Source organism: Phycisphaerae bacterium (genome assembly GCA_028714855.1).
In the GTDB taxonomy this organism is placed as follows: Bacteria; Planctomycetota; Phycisphaerae; order Sedimentisphaerales; family Anaerobacaceae; genus CAIYOL01.
The window spans coordinates 15,595-40,204 of the sequence record JAQTLP010000007.1 but is presented as its reverse complement, the minus strand read 5'-3'; the positions used below and the strand labels follow the sequence as shown (position 1 = coordinate 40,204).

The window sequence follows — 24,610 nt, the reverse complement described above, 5'->3', positions numbered from 1 at the left end:
AAAATATGCGTGATAGAGGACGTTTTAAAAGCTACTTTTTGCGTGGGCTGGCGGTACTACTGCCGACTATTCTAACAATCTGGATATTCGTGTGGGGCTACAAGTTCATCCAGGAAAACATCAGCGTATATATAAACCGCGGGATAGTTCGGCTCGTCATGTTTTTACAGGATGGGCAACAATACCTCACCGAAGAGAATATGGTCAGATTCTGGGTAGATGGGTGGGGGTCTATAGCGGGTTTTCTTATATCGCTGATTGTGGTATGCATAGTAGGTGCAATAGTGGCCAGCGTTGTGGGCAAAACGCTGTGGCGAGTGATTGAAAAGTTCATAATGAATACACCGTTTTTAAGGCAGGTCTACCCTTACGTAAAACAAATTACTGATTTCCTGTTGAAACCGGAAGAGCAGGAAAAGTTGTTTTCGAGGGTGGTCTTGGTTGAGTATCCGCGAAAAGGTGTATGGTCGATTGGGATGGTTACCAGCTCAGGGATTAAAAAAATAGTAGATAAAAAGGAGAAAGAATTTTTGACCGTTTTTATTTCTACTACACCTTCGCCAGTTACAGGTTTTGTGATATGGGTCCCGAAAGATGAAGTTATAGATGCCGATATGACAATAGAAGATGCGATTAGGTTTATCGTTAGCGGCGGGGTCATATCACCGCAGTTGAGCAAAGGCAATAAAACCGTAGCTTTGCCGATATTTGAGCCGACAGTTAAAAAATAAAAATAATTTCTCTCTAATAAAGTTTAAGGAGATTGATTTTGCTTTTTACTATAACAGGTAAACACGTCGAGATAACTGATGCCGTCAGAAAGTACGCGGAAGAAAAGACATCCAAGCTTCCTAAGTACTACAATAGCATCAACCAGGTCGAGGTGATTATTGACGGCAAACAGAGCGGTAAAACGAGCGTGGAGATGCTCGCAAGGGGTGAACATAGTAAAATTTTCGTTGTCAGCGAAACCTGTGAAGACATTTACTGCTGTATCGACTCGGCTGTTCATAAACTTGAAGAACAGCTCAGGAGAAAAAAAGGCAAGGAACGCGATAACAAGCATGCGGGAGGGACAAAGCAGGCATAACTTGCCATTTCGCAACAGTATGTTACTCAATCAGACAGACTTGTTATAGATTAACTGCAAGGAGATGAAATGAAGTTCGCAGATTTTATCTGTTTTGATGCAATAATTCCGGAGTTGAAAACCAAGGACCGCAACGGTGTAATAAAAGAGCTTGTCTCGGCCCTTCATAAAGCCGGCAGGCTCGGCAAGGGAAATTGTGAAGAAATTATTAAGGCGGTTATAAAAAGAGAAAATGAGGCAAGCACGGGCATGGGCAAGGGTGTTGCCGTGCCTCACGTGAAACATAAAGCGGTTAAAGATGTGGTCGCCACTATTGGTCAAAGCAGTGCTGGTATAGATTTCTCATCGCTGGATAAACAGCCGGTTTATTCGGTGATACTAATAATCAGCCCTGTTGACAACCCGGATAAACACCTGCAGGTAATGGAGAGCGTTTTTAAGCATTTGCAGGAAGAGAAATTCCGCAAGTTCCTCAGGCAATCAAAAGATGCCGCAGAGATTGAGGACCTTCTCAGAGAGGCTGATGAAAACCCGTCTTTATAATAATACAAATTTGTGAATGTAATAGGCCCACAATGCGGGCGAAAGAAAATACATTGGAAAAAGTGGTTTGTGAAACAGGAGTCGAGATAAAAAATGCGGATGGACTTCATATGCGCCCCGCGATGCGATTTGTCGATGTTGCAAACACATTTCAGTGCGATATTACGGTCAGTAACAACGAAAACAGCGTGGACGGCAAGAGTATTATGCAGATGAGTATGCTTGCTGCAACTTGCGGAACCAAGCTGAAAATTAAAGCTGAAGGCGCAGATGCACAGCAGGCCATCAATGCCCTGCAGGAACTTGTGGAAAAGAAGCATTTCGACGAGCCGACGCCGGACGAACGCAAAAAAAATTAAGATTTGGCAGAAGTTTGCGATGGAAATAAAAAAAGGAATAGCTGTTTCGCCGGGCGTTGCCATTGCCAAATCGATGATTATCGATTCCGAAGAGTATCGAATTCCGCGGCGTTCCATAAATCCAACACAGCGAATAATAGAAATTCAGCGGGTTAGAAACGCCTTCAAGGCTGCGGCGGATGAATTGGCCCGGCTTAAAGAAGAGCAAACAACAATAGAACAGCGTAAAATAAAAGACATCTTTGCTGTTCATTTGAGTTTTCTGCACGACAGGAATCTGCGGAAAAGAATAACGGATTTGGTCCATTCGGAATCGGTGACAGCCGAATACGCAGTTTCGGCAACGCTGCGGGACATTGCATCAAGTTTCGCCAAAATAAAAGACGCTTACATCAGCGAACGCGCAGCGGACATTTACGATATTGAAAGACGTTTACTCAGACAGCTTGTCGGAGGCAGACGCGAAGACGTCGAGCATTTGACCGAAGAGGTCGCGGTTGTCGCCCGAAACTTAAGTCCTACCCAAACAGCAGAGTTTAATAAGAAGTTTGTAAAAGGCATTGCTACTGATGCGGGCGGACGAACAAGCCATACGGCCATTGTCGCAAGGTCGCTTGGGATACCTGCGGTGGTGGCATTGGAAGACCTTACAGAGATCATCAGTGGAGGGGATCCCGTTATTATTGACGGCAATCGAGGCATTGTCATTGTCAACCCGGATGACGAGACAATGCGGCAATATGAAAAATATTCGCTCGAATTTACAGAACTTGAGCATAGACTCGATGCGATAAAAGAAGAACCGGCTGAAACCCGGGATGGTGTGAGAATAACATTATTGGGTAATATCGAGTTCCCCGCTGAAGCGGAAATTATTCTGCAAAAAGGCGGCGAAGGCATTGGGTTATACCGAACGGAGTTTTTATTTCTCAACAGGCCAACCGAACCAACAGAAGAAGACCATTACCAGGCCTATGCAGAAACCGTCCGGGTTTTCAAGCATCGGCCGGTGACCATAAGAACCTTAGACCTCGGGGCAGATAAATATACACAAAGCAAACGTTTTGCACGCGAGCCAAATCCATTTTTAGGGCTTAGGTCCATTAGATTTTGTCTGCAGAACCTTACGCTGTTCAAAACGCAGTTGCGCGCAATCCTGCGGGCCTCTGTTCTCGGGGAGGTTAAGATAATGTTTCCATTGATTACGCACCTTCAAGAATTGATGCAAACGAAGATGATTTTGCGGGATGTTATGGAAGACCTCGACGAGGAATCTATAACATACAATAAGGATATTAAGATAGGCGTGATGATTGAGACGCCGTCTGCGGCTTTGACGGCCTCTACACTCGCAAGAGATGTCGATTTTTTCAGTATAGGAACGAATGACCTTGTTCAATATACTCTGGCAGTCGACAGGGGCAACGAGCTGGTCTCCACGCTGTATTCAGCGGTAGACCCCGCGGTGCTGCGGCTAGTCAGGACGGTCATTCAAGATGCTCACAAAGCGGAGATAGATATTAGCGTCTGCGGAGAAATGGCTTCTGAGCCGGAGTATATTATGCTGTTGCTGGGGATGGGAGTGCGGACGATTTCACTTACCCCGCCGATGATACCTGAAATAAAACAAATTATTCGCTCGGTTACAATAGAAGACTGCAACAATGTAGCCAGAGAAGTGCTTGGTATGAATTCAGAAAGGCAGATTTCAAATTATCTGCGAGACGTTACCAGAACGATTTTGCCCGAAGCTTTTTAGAGATTAGGGAGATAAACGCATAACTGTTTCAAACGAAACTATCTTGATACTGATTAAATTCAAGGTTCGAGGCAATCTAAGATTTTTATCGCACGCTGAAATGCTCAGAGTCTTTCAGCGGGCGTGCGTCCGGGCGGACATAAAAGTGCTGTATAGTGAAGGATTCAATCCTCGTCCGAAGCTGTCCCTGCCCTTACCAAGAAGCGTTGGGATTGAGGTAGATGACGATTTGTTGTGTCTTCGGATAGAGAGCACAGAAGCACAGGAAAGTGATTTATGCACTTTAGTCAAAACCATGCTTTCGGAGCAATTACCTGATGGCCTTGAGATGCTCACAGCTAGGCCTGCAAAAGCAAAAACTCCGATTCAACCTTGTCAGGCAGTCTATTTGCTGGCCGTGCGGAAAGAATATCTGGACGAAAAGTTAAAAAACAGGATTGAATATTTGTTGGCAAGTGAAAATCTTAATCTCAGACGGCAAATGGGGCATGAAAACACAAAATTCAAAAATATGGATGTCAGGCCTTTCCTGAAATCATTTGAGTTAGATGATACCGGCATATCGGTTGAGTGCAAAATCAGTTCGGCTGGTTCGATACGCCTTGATGAGATTCTGAAGCTGCTGGAACTGGACTATGGTATGCTGTCGGCGCCGATTAGGCGCACGAGAGTACAATGGCAAGAAGGATAAAACTATGTCAAGAGAGATGCTTATAAACGTTGCCGAGACCGAAGAATGCAGGGTGGCAATAGTTGAAAACAGTGCCCTCGAAGAGCTGTATGTGGAAAGGACTAGCGCGGGCAGCCGCGTCGGCAATATTTACAAAGGAAGGGTAGTAAACATTGAAGCCGGTATACAGGCGGCATTTATAGACTGCGGAACAGGAAAGAATGGCTTCCTTCATATCAGCGACCTCCACCCCCGTTATTTTGCCGGTGCTGACAATGACTCTACTGAAAACGTCGGCCGCAGAAAAGCGCTAAAGGAACGGCTGCCAATCCAGAGTTGTCTTCGTAAGGGCGAGGAGCTTATCGTTCAGGTAACTAAAGAAGGAATAAACACCAAAGGGCCGACTCTCAGCACATATCTCGCCTTGCCGGGCAAGTTTCTGGTTATGATGCCGTGGATGCGAAAGCTCGGGATTTCTCACAAGATAGAAGATGACAATGAGCGGATAAGACTGCGGCAGATTCTTAATGAAATCAGGCCGCCCAAGGGAATGGGCTTTATTATCCGAACAGCGGGGCAGGGATGCTCAAAAAGGGATATTCAAAACGATTTGAAGTATCTTGGACGATTGTGGGTTGCCATCGAAAAACGGATAGAAACTGAAAGGGCGCCGAGCGGACTTTACCAGGAATCTGATTTGGTCACTCGAACATTGAGGGACGTTCTTAACAGCAAGATAGACAAGATTATATGTGATTCTGAAAATGTCGTCCGAAAGATTAAGGATTTTCTTTCGATAGCGACGCCGCGATTGAGACAAAACGTAATATATTACGACAGCAAGGTTCCGCTGTTTCACAAATACCGAATCGAGGACGAAATAGTTAAAATTCAGTCCCGCACGGTGGCACTTAAAGGTGGCGGCTCAATTGTAATCGAACAAACTGAAGCGCTGGTGGCGATAGACGTAAACAGCGGCCGGTACCGCAAGGGACAGGGCGCCGAGCAAACCGCTTTCAAAACCAATATGGAGGCGGCGCCGGAAATAGCAAGGCAGCTCAGACTGCGAGACCTCGGCGGACTGATAATCTGCGACTTTATTGATATGCGCAGCGAGAAACACCGCAGGGAGGTTGAAAAAGCTTTTCGCGGTTTTGTCAAAACCGACCGCGCCCGTTCGAGAATGTTGAGAATAAGCAGATTCGGCGTGGTGGAAATGACCCGTCAGCGAATGCGGCCTTCGCTGCAATCGACCACCTATCTGGCGTGCCCGCATTGCGGAGGCGCAGGTTTTATTAAAAGCCATGAGTCACTGGCTATCGAGATTATTCGAATGTTAAATTTTTCGGTATCAAAAGACCATGTAAAACGCATCGAGTTGTTTGTATCTCCGGAGGTTGGCGGCTATTTGCAAAATGAGAAGCGAACTGCGATTGCACAGATAGAGCAGTTCAGCGGCAAGCGAGTGATAATTCACACTGAGCCGGATTACATCGGCGGAAAACACAATTTGGTCTGTTATAACGACCGCGGAAGTGTGGTAAAATTATAGGGTAACTCAATATAATCAAATGATAAAAAAGCAAAAAGCAAATCTTGCAGATATAAAACTGCTGGTTATGGATGTTGATGGTGTGCTAACGAATGGGACCGTAATAATCAACGGCGACGGCACCGAAGGTAAATCCTTCAATCTGCAGGATGGTCACGGGATTCGAATGTGGCAAAAAGCAGGGCTGAAAGTCGCCTTTTTAAGCGGCCGATTTTCGCAGGCGACGAAGTACCGGGCTGAGCAACTTGAAGTCCATTACTGTCTCCAGGATTGTTTCGAAAAACTCCCCGTCCTCAAGAAGCTGCTTAAGGATATGGGGGTTTCGGCAAAGGATACAGCTTATATTGGCGACGATTTGTTGGATTTGCCGGCAATAAAATACGTCGGGTTTGGGGCAGCTGTCGCCAATGCAGTTGATGAAGTCAAGGATGCGGCTGATTACGTAACGACACGTCATGGAGGCGATGGGGCCGTGCGTGAAGTAATAGAATACATCCTGAAAACCACCGGCAAATGGCAGGAGCTTATGAAAAAGTATCTGCCGGATTCTGAAAAAGCGTAAATGGATTTGCTATGAATCTTCAGTCGCGAAAATTACGTGTGTGGCTTATCTCGATAGGGACGATATTTGTAATATTTCTGTTCTATAACCTGATTAGCAGGACTCCGCCGATAGAAATTGACTCCGGGGACACCTCCGCCGACAGTAATACCGTTGACTTTGACGGCAAAGTAGGAAGAGTCGGCAGCGTCGGTGTTGGTACCATCCAAAAGGCCAAATACACGCACTTAAACGAAAAAAAACAGATCGACAGGGAATTCGGGTTCGAAAAACTTCTGCACGCGCAAGGAAATGAATGGGAAATTGAAAAGCCGTATATGAATGTTTTTCAGAGCAATCTCAAATGTTATATGACAGCCGACAAAGGTACGGTCCAGGTCGAAGATGCCGTCGGCAAAGCTACGCCAAAGGATGCGACACTTACTGGAAATGTAGTTATCCATATTCTGCCCGGAAAAGGCAGCAAAATCAAAGAAGGCTTTATTTATCTCGACGATATTATTTTCATCAGTGAAAAGTCTCTGTTTTTGAGCCCCGGGCCGATCAAGCTCACTTCCGAGGATGTTCAAATGCGCGGAAAGGGGCTGGAAATTGTTTATAATGAGGGGCTGGACCGCCTCGAATACCTAAAAATAATTACCTTAGAGACCCTGCGTATTAGACAATCGTCGAAAGCGTCTTTGTTTGCATCGGAAACAGCAGCTCCTGAAAGTCCGGTCGGGGTCGGCAGCGGGGCGCAGGCAGAGCAGCAAAAAACAAAAGAAATACCCGCAACAGACGGAGAAAAAATCGAAAAAAAGAAGAGCTCATACTACAAATGCGTGTTCAGAAAAAATGTCGTCATAGATTGCCCCGAGCAGATTGTTCTCGCCGACGAAGTTTCTATCGACAATCTCCAGTGGTCCAAAAGCTCGGACGTTAATTCTGAAAATAAAACCCCCGGCGGCACAATAGCCGCAGAAGTCCCCGAAGAAAGTGTTACTTCTCCGCTGAACGAGCCGAATAAATCTCCTGAACAGTTTGCCGATATCGTTGTAACCTGCGACAATGGTATTATCGTTATACCGATGGACGTCGAAAACACAGCGTCTGAGAGCAGCGGTCTGAAAAGCTTTAATGACCAGAAGGGCCGGTCAACATTTGTCGCTCAGAAAATTGACTATTGCGTGATTACCGATGATACCGTCGCCAGCGGCCCGTCAGAGCTTACATTTTATGCCAATGATGTAATGGGCGATAAAGACAGTCCCCGGCCCTCTGAAAAGGGCGGGAGCAAACAACCCGCCGTCCCGGTAAAAATAACGGCTCAGGAGAAAGCCGCGTTCCTGCCGGTGTCAAATCAGGTCATCTTCGAAGGTAATGTCCTGTGCACAATGCTCCGGCCGCTCCGGCCCGGCGCAGGCAAAGCCAAAACCAAAGGGATAGCAGACCTCCGGCAGAAGTACTCGCTTTCCTCTCCAAAGCTTACGGTAGATTTATCCAAATCCCGCGAGGCATCACGGCAATCACGGGTTGACATAAAACATATAACAGCAAAAGGCGAGGTAGTTCAGCTCGACACCTCAAAGTGGGCGGGAGAACAGTTGCTCGGCTTTACCAAGCTGAAGTGTCTCCAGTTTGACTATGACGTAGAACAGCAGATGTTTTTAGCGACAGGGTCGGGAATAATAGCCGTCGATAACGCCAAAATAATCGAACCTGTAAAAGAGACGGGCAGATTCAGTTTGCAAAAACCCTGTTATGCGGTTGTGCGCAATTTCAATACCTTAAAGTACTTAAAAGAGGCAAATATAATTACTGCTGACGCCGGTGCCGAGCAGATTCTTATTGATTATTTCCCTGTCATCAAAGGCCAAAAGGGTCAGCAAACTACAGCCACGGCCAACCACATAGACGCTGTGCTTTACGAAACAGCCGCCGGCCAAACCGAGCTTTCGACACTTAATGCAAAAGGTGGAATTACCTACGAGGAGAAAAAACCGAAAAAAGGCACGACCGTTCAATTTGTTGGCAGCGAAATGTTTTATGACGGCGGCAAGTCTATGATTACCGCCTGGGGTGATGAGCTTCAGCCTTGTTTCCTCAACGGAGCCCTTGCCCCCGGCATCGAATACAACTTAAAAACCAACAAAATCAAAACCAAGATTACCGGCCCCGGTATGCTGCAGATGGCAAGATAACCCTTCAGCCGCAAAGGGTTTGCAAATCGCTCATACTTAACTCGCCGAGTTTCGTAACAATCTTTTCAGCCAGCGTCAGTTGGTCGGCTTCGTATGAATTCGTTACTGCGACGCTGTGCATTCCCGCTGCTTTTGCTGCTTCAAGTCCCCAGTGTGAATCTTCTATAACGATGCATTGATTCGGCAAAATCGCGTTCCGCCGGCTGCTGTTAAGTTTCTTCAAAGTCAGCAGGAAACCATCGGGACTTGGTTTACCTTTTCTTACCATTTCTGCGGAAACTATCACTTCGAAAAAAGGCCGCAGCCGGGCATCCTCTAATATCAATTCAATCTCAACCGATAGCGCCCCGGAGCATATAGCCATCGGTATATTGTTTTGGCTGAGCATCTGCAGGAAATCCCGCACGCCTTCGATTATCCTGCCTTCGGTTTTTGCAAGCTTTTCGAACGCCTGTTTTTTTTCTTTTGCAAGATGTTCGATTTCCGCTGCCGGCTTTTGCAGTATCTTTTTATTAATAAGCGCCTTAAAACAATCGATATCGCTCAGACCGAGATATTCCTTATAATAATCCTTCGTTGAAATCTCAACGCCGTATTGGGCCAGCACCTTATTAAAGGCCCGAAGATGCAAAACCTCAGAATCCGTTATCACCCCGTCGAAATCGAATATAACAGCCCGAAGCATTGTCCCCTCCTCATTCGGTTGGTACAGGTCCTATCATCGCTTCGTATTTTGTAAACGTGGATTTGTCCCCCATCTTAATCAATTCCGCCAAAGCCGCAATCTTCGGCGCATTTTTGGTGATATATCTTCTGGCAATCTCCGCCTTGCGCACCTTCATAGATGATGAGTCGCCTGCAAGCTGCATATCAACACAAGTAGAGGCCTGACTGCAGAATAAATAGCCGTTAATCAAATCTATCGCGATATCGACAAGGGCTCTGCCGCAGAGGTCCATATATTCGTTGCCGTTTGCTTTAACAAAAGCGATGGCGTCCTTTAATTGCTCCGTCCCTGCGGATAGTTTCTCGAGCAGGTCTTTCAATTGAGGGTCATACTCTTTCCCGGCAAGCTCGACAAAAAATTTCTCGGCTGTCCCGCTGCAGACCCCGCGAACCGCAGCTACAACCTGCAGTTGGCTCGTCCCTTCGTATATCGTCGTAATCCTGGCGTCGCGGGCGTGCCGTTCACAGGCATAGTCACGCATATAACCGCTGCCGCCGAGGACCTGAATCGAATCGTAAGCAACCTCGTTGCTCATCTCGGAGCAGTAGTACTTGCTCATCGGGGTAAGCATTGAGGCAAGGCGGTCGAGCCTGCGGGATTGCTCACGCAGCTGCTTTAACTGCTCTTTGTCGGTAGGGGGGTTCAATTCTTTTCGCTTTTCACAGATGATACTCTGGTCAACGACGCAGGATGTTTCATACAGCAAGGCGCGACCCGCTTCGACAGCTATTTTCATATCGATGAGCATGTCGCGGACGGCCGGCAGCTTTTCAATAACTACGCCGAACTGCTTTCGCGTAGAGGCGTAATCGCGAGCGACCCTAAAGGCAGCTTCCGCGATACCGAGCGATTGAGCTGCAATACCGATGCGGGCGCCGTTCATTAAGCTCATAACATACGTTATAAGGCCTCGCTGGCGTTCGCCGATTAGCTTGGCAGGAGCGTCTTTGAAAAATAATTCGCACGTCGGGCTGCCGTGAATCCCCAGCTTATCTTCCAACCGGCGAACTTTTACCCACGGACCTCGCTCGACGAGATACAAGCTCAGGCCTCTGCCATCGGAAATCTCCGGCTCGCTGCGGGCCAATACAAGCAGAATCTCGCCGCAGCCGTTTGTTATGAATCTTTTTACCCCGCGCACGAACCAATTACCCTGCGCGTCCTGATAGACCGTGGCCGGTTTTTCTGTCTCTGTATCGTGTCCCGAAACTTTGACCGCCTGCAAATCCGAACCAGCGTCAGGCTCAGTCAATACCATAGCACCTGTGACCTTGCCTGCGGAAAAGTCAGGCAAATACCGCTGCTTAATTTCTTCCGAGGCAAAAGCGTTTATTGTCTCGGCTATTCCCTGCAGACCGAAGATGTTCATCAGCGCCGCATCAGCGCGGGAGACAATCTCGATGGCCATAGAATAAACAAGGTTCGGGAAGTTCAGGCCGCCGAACCTGTATGGCAGCGTAAAACCCATCACATCGGCCTTCGCAAGTTTTTCGAGAGACTCACTTATCCCTTTTGCGTACGTAACCGTGCCGTCTTCGTTAAGGGTATTGCCCTCGCGGTCAACGCCTTCGGCTCGCGGAGCAATGAAATCGCCGCTTAATTGTCCCACCGAATCGAGGACCATATCGTAATTTTTTATTGCCTCGCTGGCATCAGTCGGAGCATAGTCAAATTCGTTTGCGAACTTGAATCCCTCTTCGGCAAGCTCCGCCAGTTTGTTCAGGTCAATATGCCTGAACAAAAATTGTATGTCGTCGTTGTCTCTGTAAAAATTAGCCATTCTTTACCATCTTCTATTCTTTAATGCTCTTTTCTTTAAGCGCCTTTATAATTTTCGGCACAATAACATTCAGGTCACCTACGACTTTGAAATGCGCGATCTGGAAAATAGGAGCAGCAGGGTCGTTATTAATTGCGATAATTTTCTGGCTGCCGGACATTCCCGCCTGATGCTGAATCGCGCCGCTGACCCCTACCGCGACATACAAACTCGGCCGAACGGTCGTGCCGGTCTGTCCTACTTGATGGTCGCTGTCAATAAAACCCAAATCGACCGCCGCTCTGGTGGCCGCCGGCGCCGCACCTAAGCAATTTGCTAAATCCCAGATGAGTTTGAAATTGTCCTTGCTGCCTACGCCCGCTCCACCGGTAACGATTATCCTCGCCGCCTTGAGGTTGACCTTCTTCGGCCGTTTGTGCTCTTCGAGAATCTCAAGCGGCAAATCCTCCTGTGAGACTTGCACCTTCTCCGCAATAATCTCACCCTTGCGATTGACGTCCGGCTCAGGCATCTGCATCACGCCCTCGCGGACGGTAGCCATTTGCGGCCAGCGGTCGTAATTTATGATTGTCGCGATTATGTTCCCGCCGAAGGCAGGCCTGATTTGAAACAACAAATTTTTATGGCTATCGCCGTTCGCGGCTTCGTGGTCGCCGATTTGCAAATCTGTGCAGTCCGCCGTAAGTCCCGCTTTCGCTGCGCTTGCGACCCGCGGCGCCAAATCACGTCCCGCAGGGGTAGCGCCGTAAAGCACAATCTGCGGCTTATGCTTGTGTATCAAATCGAATATTACTTTCGCGTAGCTGTTCGTCTGGTACACATCGAGCAGGGGATGCTCCGCCAGATAAACCTTGTCGGCTCCGTAATGTATTAGTTTTGCAGCTATGTCTTTGACTCCATCGCCTAAAACAGCCGCAGCCAATTTTACGCCTAATGTATCAGCCAGCCGCCGGGCCTTACTCATCAGTTCGATCGGCGTATCTTCCAGGTGCCCGCCATGCTGCTCAGCAAATACCCAAACCTCGCCTTTTCTATTTACGTCTATCATAATGTTACGCTATTATCTTGTCCTCAATCAATTCGTGTACCATATCCGAAATGCCTTTGTCACTCGGCTCGATATTTTTCGTCTCTTTCGTCGCCAAAACCACGCTTTGAATCCGGTGCACTTTCGTCGGCGAGCCGTTTCGCCCGCACCACTTCAAATCGGCCCCTACAAAATCCAGGTTCCATTGCTTAATCAGCAGGCCCTTTTCCTCTAATTCCTTGCATTTGTATTCAGCAAGTTTCTTAATATCCGCCTCGGCCGCTTCTGCGTTCTCAGCCTTGATTTTCTGCTCGACCTCGATAGGCGTTCGTGCATTTTTATACTTCATCATTTTTTTCGCTGCGGCCACTCTCGACTCATTTGCCTCTGCGGTAACAGTCAAAAGCACCGGCAATTTCACCCTGACCTGCTGCCAGCCTGCCCCGATACTCCGGCGGGCCGTTATGGTTTTGTCCTTAAGCTCGACAAGCTCTTCGACATAAGTAATCTGCGGAACGCCAAGCTTTTCCGCAAGCTGCGGACCGACCTGCGCCGTATCGCCGTCAATCGCCTGCCTGCCGCAAAGAACTATGTCATAGTCAATCTTTTTGACCGCACAACTAAGAATATAACTGGTCGCCAATGTATCGCTCGCGGCGCATTTCGGGTCAGTCACCAAAATCGTCTCATCAGCTCCGCGGTAAAGCGAATCTCGAAGAATCGCGCCAGCCGCCGGCAGGCCCATCGTGATGACCGTTACTTTGCCGCCGAATTTGTCCTTAATCTGCAGCGCGAACTCGAGCGCGTTAAGATCTTCTGGATTGAAAATCGCCGACAGCGAAGAACGATTGACCGTCCCGTTATCGTTCATCGCCTTACCTATAATCCTTTTGGTATCAGGAACTTGTTTTATAAGAACTACGCAATTATACGCCACTTATTGGCTCCTCGAAGGTTACTGTTTTGCTCACACCAATTTTAGAAAGACAACAGTTTAGCCGTATTTAACGCCAAGTCAACCCTAAACCTGTAAATACCACGCCGGAAAAACCGCTAATCTCACAGGCTTAAAAGGTCGATTTTAAATGAGGTTTTATATTTTTTATTGTTATTTTCTTTGACAAAAGTCCCATATAAAACATAATTAACGGTTTTAAGCATATATTTGTTGTAAAGACCAGGACGGTTAATGACAACAAACGAAACAAGTTACGATACAATGTTTGGCAAAATGGCGGTCGAGCAGGGCCTGTGCACAGACGCGGAGCTGCGCCGTTCGCTCGAGGAGCTGCAATCCCGCAGTAAAATCAATCCCGTAGTCCTCAAAGACCTTATGGTGAACCTTGGCTATATCACGCCGAACCAGGCCGAAAGGTTAGGCAAAAGCATCAAGGAAACCAAGGTAGTCGCGCACCAGATTCCAGGCTATAAAATACTCGGCAAACTCGGCGCCGGTGCAATGGCGGTCGTCTATAAGGCCCTGCAATTGAGCCTCAACCGCACCGTCGCGATAAAAGTCCTGCCAAAGCGCTTTAGTGGAAACCCCGAATATGTCGAACGCTTCTTCAAAGAAGGTCGGGCCGCCGGAAAGCTCAATCATAACAATATCGTCCAGGCCGTTGACGTCGGTGAGGCAGGGGGGTACTACTACTTCGTAATGGAGTACGTCGAAGGCAAAACTCTGCACGATGATTTGGCCGCTGGCAAAGTCTTTAAAGAGGACCAGGCGCTGGATATAGTCATTCAGGTTGCTCATGCGCTTCAGCACGCCCATTCGTGCGGCTTGATTCACCGCGACGTCAAGCCGAAGAACATAATGATAAACCCCGCAGGCGTAGTCAAGCTCGCCGATATGGGTCTGGCACGCGAGACGACAGACATCGAAGCCGCTCAAACCGAGGCAGGCAAAGCGTATGGCACGCCGTATTACATCGCTCCAGAACAAATCCGTGGCAAAATCGACATCGACGGCAGGGCGGATATTTACGGCCTCGGAGCGACTTTTTATCATATGGTAACAGGTCGTGTCCCGTTTATGGCTGATGATCCCGCGGAGGTAATGAGAAAGCACCTCCGGGATGAGCTGATTCCGCCCGACCATATAAACACAAAGCTTTCCGCAGGGACATCCGAAGTAATCGAGGTTATGATGGCCAAGCGCAAAGAAGACCGATACAACAACGTTGAGGAGCTGCTGACAGATTTAGAGGCCGTTCGCGACGGCCTGCCTCCTATTAGGGCTCACAAAAGGTTCGATGTCTCCGTGCTCGGTCAGCTCGAAAAAGGAGCGGCCCTCAAAGCGGAAGATAAACATTTCAAAGAAGATGTCCTCGCCATAGCCCATTACAAAATTGCGACATTGGTCCTCGGAGCAGTAGCGGCGATATTGCTTTTAGCTATCATTTTCCTTTTGGTACGTTAGCCGCAGTGTGGAGCAAAAAATCCTATGCCCAGAGGCGGTGCAAATTTTTCTTCCGAGGAGCTGGCCCAAGTCCTCAGCCACTACGACGTTGGCGTAATCCATCGGGCAAAGCCGCTTCCAGCCGGCAGCAGGCGCGCGCCGAAACTGGTCGTTACCTCCGAACGTGGTAAATTCCTGTTGAAACGCCGACCCAAAGGCAAAGACGACCTCTACCACGTTGCTTTCGCCCATGCAATCCAGTCCCGCCTCTCAGAGATGGAATTCCCGCTCGCGCCACTTGTGGCAACTTGCGACGAGAAAAATACAATCCTGCATCTGAATAACCACATCTACGAGCTTTTCGAGTTCATCACCGGCTTCCGCTATGACGGCTCCGCCGAAGCAACCGCCGACACAGGCCGACAATTGGCAAACTTCCATCGAGATTTAGCTGACTTCGCCCAGGAATGGAAACCCCCCGGAAGCAGCTTCCACGATTCTTCAATCGTCCGCACACATCTGAAAACAGCCGGAACCGAAAAGGCGGCCGGGCGGGACAAACAATTAAATAGAACTGCCGAAACATTGATGGCCATTTACAACGAATCCAGCGTTCACGTTAGCGAGCTTGGCTTCGACTCCTGGCCGGAGCAAATCGTCCACGGTGATTGGCACCCCGGCAATATGCTCTTTTCCAAGCATCAGATGATTGCGCTGCTCGACTTCGATTCGGTCAAAATCGCTTCGCCCGTTACCGACCTTGCCAATGGTATGCTGCAATTTTCGATTGTGGGAAACCGTCCCAATCCTGTCGATTGGCCCGATTATCTCGACCAGGCCAAGCTCGTGCAGTTCCTAAATGGCTACCGCGAGGTAATCGCCCTTGACGAAAACCGGTTGAATTCACTGCTCGATTTAATGATTGAGACGATGATAGCCGAGGCCATCCTGCCCGTAGCCGCGACCGGCTACTTCGGCAACTTCTCAGGCCTCGATTTCCTCAAAATGATTCAGCGCAAAGCCGAATGGCTCGACAATAACCGCGACACATTGACTCAGGCGATTAGTTTATAATTCGCAGCAATAATGCAGAGGCAGATAATATGACAGAAAACCAGCAGCAGGAGCAAGGCGGCGGCATAACGCCGGAAGTACTCAAAAGTGCTTTGAAAGCGTTCAAGAAACGCCTCAAACTCACTGCACTCGATGACGATTCGCGCCTCGGACGCGGCGCGCTTTCGGGCGGGCCTACGGGTGTTTTTGCCATAAAGCCGCCAAGCCAGTTTCCGCAGGAGGTCTGGAACGAATTGTGCAGGCAGGGCAGACTGCGCGACACAGGCCACGGCTTGTATGAACTGGTAAAATTGCCTTAACCTATCCCTATCACAGCGCAAATTAAAAGGGCTCCGCCTTAAAACGGAGCCCTTTGGTTTTTTAGGAACATCGCTTTGAATTAGCCGGGGATTACGTTAGTCGCACATGGACCTTTTCTGCCCTCTCCGACCACGAATTCGACCTTTTGGCCTTCATCAAGATTGGCGTAACCGACGCCCTTGACTTCTGAGTGATGGACGAACAAATCCTCGCCGCCACCATCGGGGCTGATAAATCCAAATCCTTTGCTGCTGTTAAACCATTTTACTGTACCTGTACTCACTAAAAACTCCTTTGGCCTTCAATGGCCGTAAAATCTGCCTCTCGTATTGGTTAAGAGAATATTCCTGAGAGACGTGAGAATAAACCCAACTGAATAGTCACCGTACCACAACACCCGCCGGAATGCAACATAAATATAAAATAATTATATCGGCTCCTTGACCCTCGTTTGGCTTTAAGGTATTTTATCCTCAGCAGCCGATCTCGCTGAGAGCGAAAAACACCTGCCCTAAGCAGCGCCCGCGGGGGCTGGCCTATAAAGTTATAAAGTGATAAAGTAATAAAATGAAATATCGCGCCTATATTGACATCGAAACTACCGGCTTTAGTTGCTATGACTGCGATTTAACGGTAATTGGCATTGCCCTTGAAAAGGCCGGAAAATGCCGGACTATCCAGCTCATTGAAGATGACTTGTCCGAAAAAAAACTGCTCAAACTCCTCAAAGGCGTTGATGAGATTTACAGTTACAACGGCAGCCGTTTTGACCTCCCTTTTATCGAAACCAAGTTCAGGATAAACCTCAAGGGCAGCTTTAGGCACACGGATTTGATGTACGAATGCTGGCGGCAAAACTTAAAAGGCGGCCTCAAAGTCGTCGAGAGGCTTTTGGGCATACAAAGGCATCTCAAAGGCGTCGACGGCTCTATGGCCGTCTCGTTGTGGTATGATTATCTCAATAACAATAACAGCCAGGCCCTCCGGAAGTTATTGGCCTACAACAAGGAAGATGTCGTCAACTTGCGGGCTCTTAGGCGAAAACTCGGAATAAAATAGTTTAGGAATAGGCAAAGTACCAATGAAAGCATCAGAAATGAAAAAAGCCCAGGCCATCAAGGTCGACGGCAAGCTCTATACAATCATTGATTTCGAACACGTCAAACTCGGTAAGGGCGGGGCGGTCTATCAGGTAAAGATGAAAAACATTGCCGATGGCTTAATCCAGAATATCCGTGTCCGCTCCGAAGAGATTCTCGAAGAAATCGAACTCCAAAAAAAATCCTACGAATACCTCTATTCGAATGCTTCAGAGCACGTACTTATGGATTTGCAGACTTTCGACCAGATTACCCTCAATGACGCTGTTTTTGGTGACGCCCTGAAATACCTCAAGCCGAATATGCAGGTAGTAATAGATTCCTACGAGGGAAAGCCTGTCCTCATCACGCTGCCGAACACCGTCGATTTGATGGTCGTCGATACGGCACCGGAAATCAAAGGTGCGACCGCACAAAGCCAGACTAAACCGGCCACTCTCGAGACCGGCGTAGTCGTACAGGTTCCCGCGTTTGTCAGGCAGGGAGAACTCATCCGCGTCGATACTCGAACAGGCCTCTACGTCACACGCGTTAAATAATAAATACTTGCCCTGCCCCTCGCAGCGCAGCCTTTCAACTTTCAAATTTCGATTCCCGATTTTCTATCCGGCTATCCCATCGGGACAAGGACGGCCTTTACTTGCCCGCCGGCTTTGCTGGTCTCAATTGCTAAGCTTTCGTTTCAAAGGCTGCTTTTTCCTTCGCTATATCTATCCAATCCGGCCTTGAGACAAATTTCTCAAATTTCTCAAACTCATCTGCTACCTTTTTCAGTAGTTCCTGGGCCTGCGACAAATCTCCCTTTGCAGCCGCAGTTTCAAGCGGCCAGGCCGCCTCAGACAAGCGGATATCTCCCAGGTTTCTACCCACACCTTTTATCGCATGAGCATGCAGTTTGACATCTTTCGCATTAGATGTGTCGACCGCGGAAACAAGTGCCTTAAAATGTGCTCTGCTCTCCTCTAAGTAAGTCGGCAGAATTTCTCTTATTGTCTGCTCATCAAGACAGCCGGCAATAATTTTTGCCCAGTCAACCACCACTTCATCAGGATTCTTAATCATGCAAGCCTCCTTTCTATCATTTTTTCGTCCCGCTATAATTCCTCTTTTTTTCTTGTTTTACTATTCTAACCTAACTGTTCTCATTTACAACACCGAAATTTCCCGCATAATCTTTTGATACGTGATAAAAAAATCCCCGCGAAGCGGCTCTACAATTTTGCTTTTCGATTTTTGATTTTCCTCTTGTTAACTTAGGCAATCTGCACCTAAAAATTCCTCTCGAAGCGAAGCAAAGATTCTCGATTGCTGCCCACGCTTACCCTGTTTAAAATTGGGTTCGTTTGGGTTCGTTTTGACCAAGTGTCCAATTTGAATTTTTCGATATAACCTATTGTTTTCACTGGTGTTATAAGAAATTTGACTTTGTCCTAAATTGGGTTCGTTTTGCATAATTTGTTGTTTTTGATTGATTGAACTTGAGCCACAAAGGCACAAAGGGACAAAGTAAAATTTTTGCTTTTTCATAGTACATTCCATAAATAGACCACCTCCTATAATTGAACGGACTTGCGCGTTTGATGCGAAAATTAGGGCTTTTTAAGATGTGCGGTTTTGAGTTAAACCGTTGTGATTAAAGAAGTAAAAAAAATTATAAAATCCCTGTTTTGGGTGTCTAACTATCTGCGCTTTTGATTGAAATATGGATAGTTACGAAAAGACATACCCCCTTGACCTGCTAACAACCAGAGATTATCGACTAACGACTAAATTATTTCTTTTTGGATTTTGCTTTTTTCTTTTTCGGCTTTGCTTTTTTGCCGCTTCTGCATCCACAAGTACCACACATGTTATTATCCTTTCAATAGGTTATTGCTCTTCTACTTCTTTCTTTTTGCCGTATTGAGCGATAATCTGCTGCTGGACATTGCCCGGCACAACCTCATATCGGCTTAGCGTCATCGAATAGCTGCCCCGTCCGCCGGTTACGCTCTTTAACTGGCTATTATACTGCGTAACCTCGGAAAGCGGGACCTGAGCCTTAATAACGATGAAATTTCCCGCGAGCATGTCCTGACCTATTACTCTTCCTCTTTTTGAGGACAAATCGCCTGTGATATCGCCTATATGCTCGGCCGGGATGGTAACTTCCATATTGACAATCGGCTCAAGCAAAACTGGCTTTGCCTTGGAAACAGCATCCATAAAGGCACCTTTTCCCGCCGCTCGGAATGCGACTTCCTTTGAGTCAACAGGGTGGTATTTGCCGTCGTAGACGGAGACTTTTATATCCTGCATCGGGAAGCCTGCGACGACGCCCCTCTGCATTACATCGACGACGCCTTTTTGAACAGCAGGCTCGAACTGGCCCGGGATTGAGGCACCGAAAATGTCCCATTTATAATCGAGAGACGGGTCTGAGCCTCGCGGGGCGGGCTCTACCCGCAGGTAAACTTCGCCGAACTGACCCGCGCCGCCGGTCTGCTTTTTATGGCGGTAATGTCCTTCGGCTTTTGTCGAGATTGTCTCGCGGTAAGGAATCTTGGGCTCTTTTCCAGTTACTATGAGCTTGAAGCGTTTCTCCAGTTTTTCGAGCATTATGCGGAGGTGGAGGTCGCCGAGGCCGCTGGCAACCTGTTCATTCGTCTGCTGGTCGCGTGTAACCTTAAGGCAAGGGTCTTCCTCGCATAGTTTTTCCAGTGCTGCACTGATTCTTTGCTCGTCGCCTTTTGCTGACAGCTCAAGGGCCAGCGAGAACATCGGCTCAGGCACGGCGGGGGTGTCGAATTTTCCGGCGACTTTGCCGTCGTGAATGAGGTCGCCGATTTTAAATTCCTCAGCTTTGGCGATGGTTATGATGTCACCGGCCTGGCCGGTTTCGATTTCTTTGTTTTCGCCGCCCTGCGATTTTAAGATGTGGCCTGCGCGGATGCCTTTTTTCTCATCATTGCGGATAAGATTAGTATCCGATTTAACCGTTCCGCTGAAGATACGGACGGCGGAATACTTCATATTTGAGCGGGGGTCAAAGCCGATGCGAAACACCATCCCTGCCAGCGGAGCCGCTGGATCGGGTTTGAGGGCTGTTACGTTTTCACCAGCTTTAAGCTGAGCAGGGTCAGCTTCGAGCGGGGATGGCGCGTATTTTACAATAAAATCGAGAAGCTCGGTCACTCCAATTTCTTTGCGAGCATTTGTGAAAAGAACGGGCGTAACAGTTCCGGCCTTGAGGGCCTTTACGAAAACAGAAGCTATTTTTTCGGCGGATATTTCCCCGCCGCCGAGATAAGTTTCCATAAGCTGGTCGTCGGCTTCAATGACGCTTTCTATTAAATCAGTATGCGCCTGAGCAACATCGCCCAGGGGTGATTCGCCGCTTTTGTTTTCGATGCAATCGATTACTGAGGCCTTGTCCGCAGCAGGAAGGTTGGCGCAACGACACTGTGGGCCGAAAGTTTCCTGAATGGCCTTGAGAAGGGCGGGAAGGTCAGCATTTTCGGCATCGATTTTATTAATGACGAAGACCCGCGGCATATTGGCGGCTGCAGCCGATTCGAAGAGTTTACGGGTATTCGTTTCGATGCCTGCCGAAGCGCTAACGACGATAACTGCGATTTCGGCGGCGGATATCGATTTGATGGCTGGGCCTACGAAATCAGGATAGCCCGGGGTATCGATGATATTGAGCAGTTTGCCGCGGTGGCTGGTATGAACAATAGCTGATGTGATAGAATGCTGATGCTCCTTTTCCTCGTCGTAATAATCGCAGATGCTGGTTTTGTCATCAACGCTGCCGAGGCGGTTTGTTGCGCCGGTAGTATGCAGCATAGCCTCGGTAAGAGAGGTTTTGCCGCTACCACCGTGCCCTAAAAGAACAATGTTGCGAATGTCGCCTATAGCTGTCACTTTTGAACCTCCAAAAAGACCTATTTTTCAGGTTTTCGTTAAAACAAATAATAATACAATAATTTTGACATAGAGGGCAAGCTATTTTTTGGCATTCTGAGATGTTACACAATAAGTGATATAAAGCTCAACTCCGCTATTTCGCCTTATGAAGTAAAGCGCGGCGGGGCGTAAAAAAATAGAGAATTAGTAAATTTTTTTGCAACTGGATAAGCCGGCGGCGAAGGTGATTTTATTGGACATTGAAAGATGTGATGAAACCAGTTTGTCCGATTGAGCTATATGTTGTGGGCTAAAGAAAAGCGGCACAGTTATATAGTGGCCCTGGGTTATAGGGCGTTTGGCGGGGAGCCAGAGACAGGCTAAAGGAAAAAAGACAAGCCAGCCGATATTTCGGTAAGTTGAGGAACAATAGTTTTTAAGGATGTGCGTGTATGAGTAAAAGGGAATTGATAGACCGCATTTGTGAAATCAACAGAAGCGCCAAGCCGGAATTCCTCGCCGATTTTTCGGAGGAAGATTTGTACAGTTATCTCGAACACCTGATGGAGCTGAATCTGGAAGAAGAATTGGTCGTTTGCTCCTGAAGCCGGCAGCGGCAGTACACAATCCTTAAAAACAACAGAGCATACAGCTACACATCATTTTCGCCCTGAAGTTTTCGGGATGTCACGGCCGCTCTATTTATTAGCATCGCGCGGGCCGGGTTGTGCAGAAGAAGCAGGCAGGGAAGGGGATTTTGGCTGCTCCACAGGCTTATTAGGTTCAGAAACCCTTACCGGTTCCGGTGGTTTCTCAAAGGGCACTATCGACGGGGCCTGCTCAGCCGATACAACCGCAGACTGCGGTATCTGCCTGACACAATTTTGCTTATACTCGACCAGGACGGGTTTAAAACCATCGGGGACATAAAAAACAAAATCGATTTCCTTCATTCTGCCTGAGATATCGGCTTTTTTTATGTCTATATGGTCGACTAATTTTCTTATCCGCAACTCGTCCACCGTCTTCATATATCCAACAGGATAAATATTTTCCCCTTTTCCGGCGAGCTGGTCCTTATCATCACTTGCCTCTTTCTCTTTGCAAATCACTCTTAACTGAGAAGGCGTAAATGGGATTATTGCATAAGCGACCATCCCCACCCTTATGATTGTAAGGGTATGACCGCTTTTCGGCTGTATCGGATTTCCCTCGGAGTCCTTCAGGTCTTCGGGAGCCGGCCAAACAGCTATCTTCGGTATTTCTATTGCGTCGGGGACAGCGATAACCGGAACTCTGTTATTGATTTCGAGCCGGTTCAGGAAGAGCTGGTCGATGAAAGCCGGGTGCATAGTTGCAAAACTTCTTTTGCCGCTAAAGCTGCCGCTGCTTATGATATTAAACCATCCTGTTGCAAAACCATCGGCATTTGGCAATACCTTTTTGGGGGTTTCGGCGTCGGGGTTCGTTACATCAAAACGCTGATAGGGATATTTCGGCGATAAAGGCGCCATCGCGACGGTCGCGAGCAAAACTCCGGACACCATAAGCCCCAGGAGAATCCCGCAAATAACGCGTCCGATGCGCTCCGGCAGAAATCCCAAGTCAACCGGCTTGAGAGTCAGCTGGCTGGCGATTGTCTGAAGTATGGCAAAAACCAAAACGAACAGCAGTATAAATGAGAGCGGGTATGCCCACGACACAAGGATTTTGCGGCCGATTAAAAAATTCCCCGAAAGCTCGAAGTAGCCGAAGGCAACTATACTTGCGCAAATAGATACTATCACCATAGCAAACGATTTAACCAGCGTGCCTTTCAGATACAGATAAACGACACACCCTAAAATAATCAACAACACAAGTAAACTGCCCATTACAATATCTCCAAGTTATCAACGATGAATTAGATAATCACGTCTGAAATTTTCAGTCTTTATTATTGTTCCGGTTTTGTTGTTTTTGATTTTTCAGAGGCTGCGAGCACTCTGATCATTTCGTCTATCGCGGTTGTACCGGCAATGACCCTTCTCAACGCCTGTTGCTGCAAATAAAGCATTTTAGCCCGTCTGAACGCTGTACTGATTTCTGACAGCGACTTTGACTGTTTTATGACGTTTCTTAATTCGTCATTCATCATTATGATTTCGAACACGCCCATCCTTCCGACAAAACCTGTCCCCTGACAATTTTCACAGGTCGAAGGCCTTCCGCGTTTGTCATACTGCACTTTGCCGGCACGATAAAGCACTTTTGTTTTGTCCGCGGGGATATTGAACTTTCTAAGCAGCTCTTTATTAGGTTCATATGCCTGTTTGCACTGGTCACAAAGCTTTCTGAGGAGGCGCTGGTTACTTATGCCCAAAAGGGTATCGGCAGCAAGATTCCTGTTACCGACCAGTTTCATCCATTTTCCGATTGCCCGTATTACGTCATCCGCCTCGAGTACGACATATACGATTTTGCCGTCTTTGGCGGCAGTACAGGCGATTTGGGCCGTTTCGCTGTCCGTGCATTCAGCGACACCAACGATGTCCGGCTCCATCCTTACCATCGCCTGCAACCTTTTGGCGTATGTAGTCGTTCCGGTATCGCTGAGCGCGAAGATATTTTGAGTTATATTCGGCAGTTCCACGGCAGGCTGTCTTTCAAGGGTGCTTATGCTGTACATAAATGGGTCATGATTTCTGAGCAGTGCGTAAAAAGTGCTTGTCGCACCGCTTTTCTTGGTGCCGGCTACGATAAACAGACCTTGTTTGGCGTCGCGGATAGTATTGAGCTGTTCGTATTGTTCGGGCATCAGGTTTATTTCAGCCAGCTTCGTTAGACTCTGCTTGGTCATTTGCTTAAGTCTGATTTGCTCGCCCGCGGTTGAACCTGCAGTGGTTATTTCCCATTCGATATTTTTTTTGTCCTGGTTGGTTCTGAACTTGCCTCTTTGCGGTTTTCGCTTTTCTTCCGGGTCCAAATCAGCAAGATTTTTTAGAAAGCGGCTGAAATATTCCATACTGCTTTTAGCTATATCCGGCTGTTTCAAAGCAGCACCATCAACGTAGTAAGTTACGTTGTAATTCTGCTGGGTTGAGGAAAACACAACGTCGCTGGCCCTTTTCCAGATAGCATCTTTGAGAATCTCATAAGCTGTTTTATAGCCGAAGAATTCCGGCGTTTTGGGTTCTGGAAAAGGAACCTCATTGTTATTGGCCGTTATAAAAATAAAATCTTCGAGGATTGCGAGTTTTTTTTCCTTACTGGTAAATAAACCCTTGATATGTTCTACAGTCAGGACTCGATTAAATTCCGGAACTCTGGCATTGCGGTGCATTACATAACTGACAGAAGCCGCCGCTACAGCAATCAGGTAAAACAGTATACCGATAATGAAAACAGGCGTAACGAGCCAAATTATTGCCGCTGCGGCTCCGGCGCCAAAAACAACAGCCGTCCAAAAAACCTCTTTTGTTCCAACGTTCTTGGCATCCTGAAATACCCAAGTAACCAACGGCAGCCACGGAAAAAACAAAAGCAAAAAGATGACAAACTTAACTATAGATATATAGCCGCCGTATTCAACAGCGGTCATCGATGCACCTATCATAAA

At 47.7% G+C, this 24,610-nt stretch carries 25 protein-coding genes; 15 read left to right on the top strand and 10 right to left on the bottom strand.

The genetic code is table 11. The annotated features are described in order from the left end of the window. Positions 1–5: 5 nt before the first annotated feature. The 9 genes from PHG53_06960 (at position 6) to lptC (ending at position 8,715) form a co-directional block, all read left to right on the top strand. Complete coding sequence (locus tag PHG53_06960) at positions 6–731, top strand: DUF502 domain-containing protein (GenBank protein MDD5381359.1); 726 nt, start codon at positions 6–8, stop codon at positions 729–731. Between the two features lie 38 nt (positions 732–769). Next, a complete protein-coding gene (raiA, locus tag PHG53_06955; protein ID MDD5381358.1) occupies positions 770–1,090 on the top strand; it encodes a ribosome-associated translation inhibitor RaiA in 321 nt (106 codons plus the stop codon). A 69-nt stretch (positions 1,091–1,159) separates the two neighbouring features. Continuing rightward, on the top strand, positions 1,160–1,633 hold the full coding sequence (locus PHG53_06950; protein ID MDD5381357.1) for a PTS sugar transporter subunit IIA: 474 nt from the start codon (positions 1,160–1,162) through the stop codon (positions 1,631–1,633). A 32-nt stretch (positions 1,634–1,665) separates the two neighbouring features. Further along, positions 1,666–1,992, top strand: a complete 327-nt coding sequence (locus tag PHG53_06945) for an HPr family phosphocarrier protein (GenBank protein MDD5381356.1) — start codon at positions 1,666–1,668, stop codon at positions 1,990–1,992. A 19-nt stretch (positions 1,993–2,011) separates the two neighbouring features. Beyond that, positions 2,012–3,751 carry a phosphoenolpyruvate--protein phosphotransferase gene (gene ptsP, locus PHG53_06940; GenBank protein MDD5381355.1) on the top strand — a complete coding sequence of 580 codons (1,740 nt, stop codon included), beginning with the start codon at positions 2,012–2,014 and terminating at the stop codon, positions 3,749–3,751. A 43-nt stretch (positions 3,752–3,794) separates the two neighbouring features. Next, the gene (locus tag PHG53_06935) at positions 3,795–4,442 is read left to right on the top strand and encodes a TIGR03936 family radical SAM-associated protein (GenBank protein ID MDD5381354.1); all 648 of its coding nucleotides are present in this window, start codon (positions 3,795–3,797) and stop codon (positions 4,440–4,442) included. Positions 4,443–4,446: 4 nt separating this feature from the next. Continuing rightward, positions 4,447–5,973 (top strand): Rne/Rng family ribonuclease, encoded by a 1,527-nt coding sequence (locus tag PHG53_06930; GenBank protein ID MDD5381353.1) that lies wholly within the window; start codon positions 4,447–4,449, stop codon positions 5,971–5,973. Between the two features lie 19 nt (positions 5,974–5,992). Then, positions 5,993–6,535 carry an HAD-IIIA family hydrolase gene (locus PHG53_06925; protein MDD5381352.1) on the top strand — a complete coding sequence of 181 codons (543 nt, stop codon included), beginning with the start codon at positions 5,993–5,995 and terminating at the stop codon, positions 6,533–6,535. An 11-nt stretch (positions 6,536–6,546) separates the two neighbouring features. Then, complete coding sequence (gene lptC, locus PHG53_06920) at positions 6,547–8,715, top strand: LPS export ABC transporter periplasmic protein LptC (protein MDD5381351.1); 2,169 nt, start codon at positions 6,547–6,549, stop codon at positions 8,713–8,715. Positions 8,716–8,719: 4 nt separating this feature from the next. On the opposite strand, the gene PHG53_06915 is transcribed toward lptC, so the two are convergent. From PHG53_06915 to PHG53_06900, 4 genes are read right to left on the bottom strand one after another with little or no spacing between them, the layout of a single operon-like run. Beyond that, positions 8,720–9,400 (bottom strand): HAD family phosphatase, encoded by a 681-nt coding sequence (locus tag PHG53_06915; GenBank protein ID MDD5381350.1) that lies wholly within the window; start codon positions 9,398–9,400, stop codon positions 8,720–8,722. 10 nt (positions 9,401–9,410) lie between these two features. Then, positions 9,411–11,222, bottom strand: a complete 1,812-nt coding sequence (locus tag PHG53_06910) for an acyl-CoA dehydrogenase family protein (GenBank protein MDD5381349.1) — start codon at positions 11,220–11,222, stop codon at positions 9,411–9,413. Positions 11,223–11,235: 13 nt separating this feature from the next. After that, positions 11,236–12,270, bottom strand: coding sequence for an electron transfer flavoprotein subunit alpha/FixB family protein (locus tag PHG53_06905; GenBank protein MDD5381348.1), 1,035 nt, complete (start codon positions 12,268–12,270; stop codon positions 11,236–11,238). Between the two features lie 4 nt (positions 12,271–12,274). Beyond that, complete coding sequence (locus PHG53_06900; GenBank protein ID MDD5381347.1) at positions 12,275–13,186, bottom strand: electron transfer flavoprotein subunit beta/FixA family protein; 912 nt, start codon at positions 13,184–13,186, stop codon at positions 12,275–12,277. Between the two features lie 252 nt (positions 13,187–13,438). On the opposite strand from PHG53_06900, the gene PHG53_06895 reads away from it, so the two are divergent. Genes PHG53_06895 through PHG53_06885 form a run of 3 tightly spaced genes read left to right on the top strand, consistent with a single transcriptional unit; the run spans position 13,439 to position 16,023 of the window. Then, positions 13,439–14,671, top strand: coding sequence for a serine/threonine-protein kinase (locus PHG53_06895; GenBank protein ID MDD5381346.1), 1,233 nt, complete (start codon positions 13,439–13,441; stop codon positions 14,669–14,671). Between the two features lie 24 nt (positions 14,672–14,695). Next, entirely contained in the window at positions 14,696–15,724 is a 1,029-nt protein-coding gene (locus PHG53_06890) for a phosphotransferase (GenBank protein ID MDD5381345.1), read from the top strand. 29 nt (positions 15,725–15,753) lie between these two features. Further along, positions 15,754–16,023, top strand: coding sequence for a hypothetical protein (locus PHG53_06885; protein ID MDD5381344.1), 270 nt, complete (start codon positions 15,754–15,756; stop codon positions 16,021–16,023). An 80-nt stretch (positions 16,024–16,103) separates the two neighbouring features. Here the strand turns inward: PHG53_06885 and PHG53_06880 are convergent, their stop codons facing one another. Further along, positions 16,104–16,307: a cold-shock protein gene (locus PHG53_06880; protein MDD5381343.1), complete on the bottom strand. Its 204-nt coding sequence runs from the start codon at positions 16,305–16,307 to the stop codon at positions 16,104–16,106. Positions 16,308–16,591: 284 nt separating this feature from the next. Here PHG53_06880 and PHG53_06875 point away from each other — a divergent pair, with 284 nt between their 5' ends. After that, positions 16,592–17,083 carry a ribonuclease H-like domain-containing protein gene (locus PHG53_06875; GenBank protein MDD5381342.1) on the top strand — a complete coding sequence of 164 codons (492 nt, stop codon included), beginning with the start codon at positions 16,592–16,594 and terminating at the stop codon, positions 17,081–17,083. 22 nt (positions 17,084–17,105) lie between these two features. Then, positions 17,106–17,663, top strand: a complete 558-nt coding sequence (gene efp / locus PHG53_06870; protein ID MDD5381341.1) for an elongation factor P — start codon at positions 17,106–17,108, stop codon at positions 17,661–17,663. 130 nt (positions 17,664–17,793) lie between these two features. Here efp and PHG53_06865 read toward each other — a convergent pair whose 3' ends face one another. The 3 genes from PHG53_06865 to fusA form a co-directional block, all read right to left on the bottom strand. Beyond that, positions 17,794–18,186, bottom strand: coding sequence for an Hpt domain-containing protein (locus PHG53_06865; protein ID MDD5381340.1), 393 nt, complete (start codon positions 18,184–18,186; stop codon positions 17,794–17,796). A gap of 186 nt (positions 18,187–18,372) precedes the next feature. Further along, complete coding sequence (locus PHG53_06860; protein ID MDD5381339.1) at positions 18,373–18,651, bottom strand: hypothetical protein; 279 nt, start codon at positions 18,649–18,651, stop codon at positions 18,373–18,375. Positions 18,652–18,993: 342 nt separating this feature from the next. Further along, entirely contained in the window at positions 18,994–21,030 is a 2,037-nt protein-coding gene (gene fusA / locus PHG53_06855) for an elongation factor G (protein ID MDD5381338.1), read from the bottom strand. Between the two features lie 434 nt (positions 21,031–21,464). On the opposite strand from fusA, the gene PHG53_06850 reads away from it, so the two are divergent. Further along, positions 21,465–21,617 carry a hypothetical protein gene (locus PHG53_06850; GenBank protein MDD5381337.1) on the top strand — a complete coding sequence of 51 codons (153 nt, stop codon included), beginning with the start codon at positions 21,465–21,467 and terminating at the stop codon, positions 21,615–21,617. A 93-nt stretch (positions 21,618–21,710) separates the two neighbouring features. Here PHG53_06850 and PHG53_06845 read toward each other — a convergent pair whose 3' ends face one another. Both PHG53_06845 and PHG53_06840 read right to left on the bottom strand, forming a co-directional pair. After that, positions 21,711–22,886: a CvpA family protein gene (locus PHG53_06845; protein ID MDD5381336.1), complete on the bottom strand. Its 1,176-nt coding sequence runs from the start codon at positions 22,884–22,886 to the stop codon at positions 21,711–21,713. Between the two features lie 62 nt (positions 22,887–22,948). Beyond that, entirely contained in the window at positions 22,949–24,607 is a 1,659-nt protein-coding gene (locus tag PHG53_06840; GenBank protein MDD5381335.1) for an ATPase, T2SS/T4P/T4SS family, read from the bottom strand. Positions 24,608–24,610 lie beyond the last annotated feature (3 nt).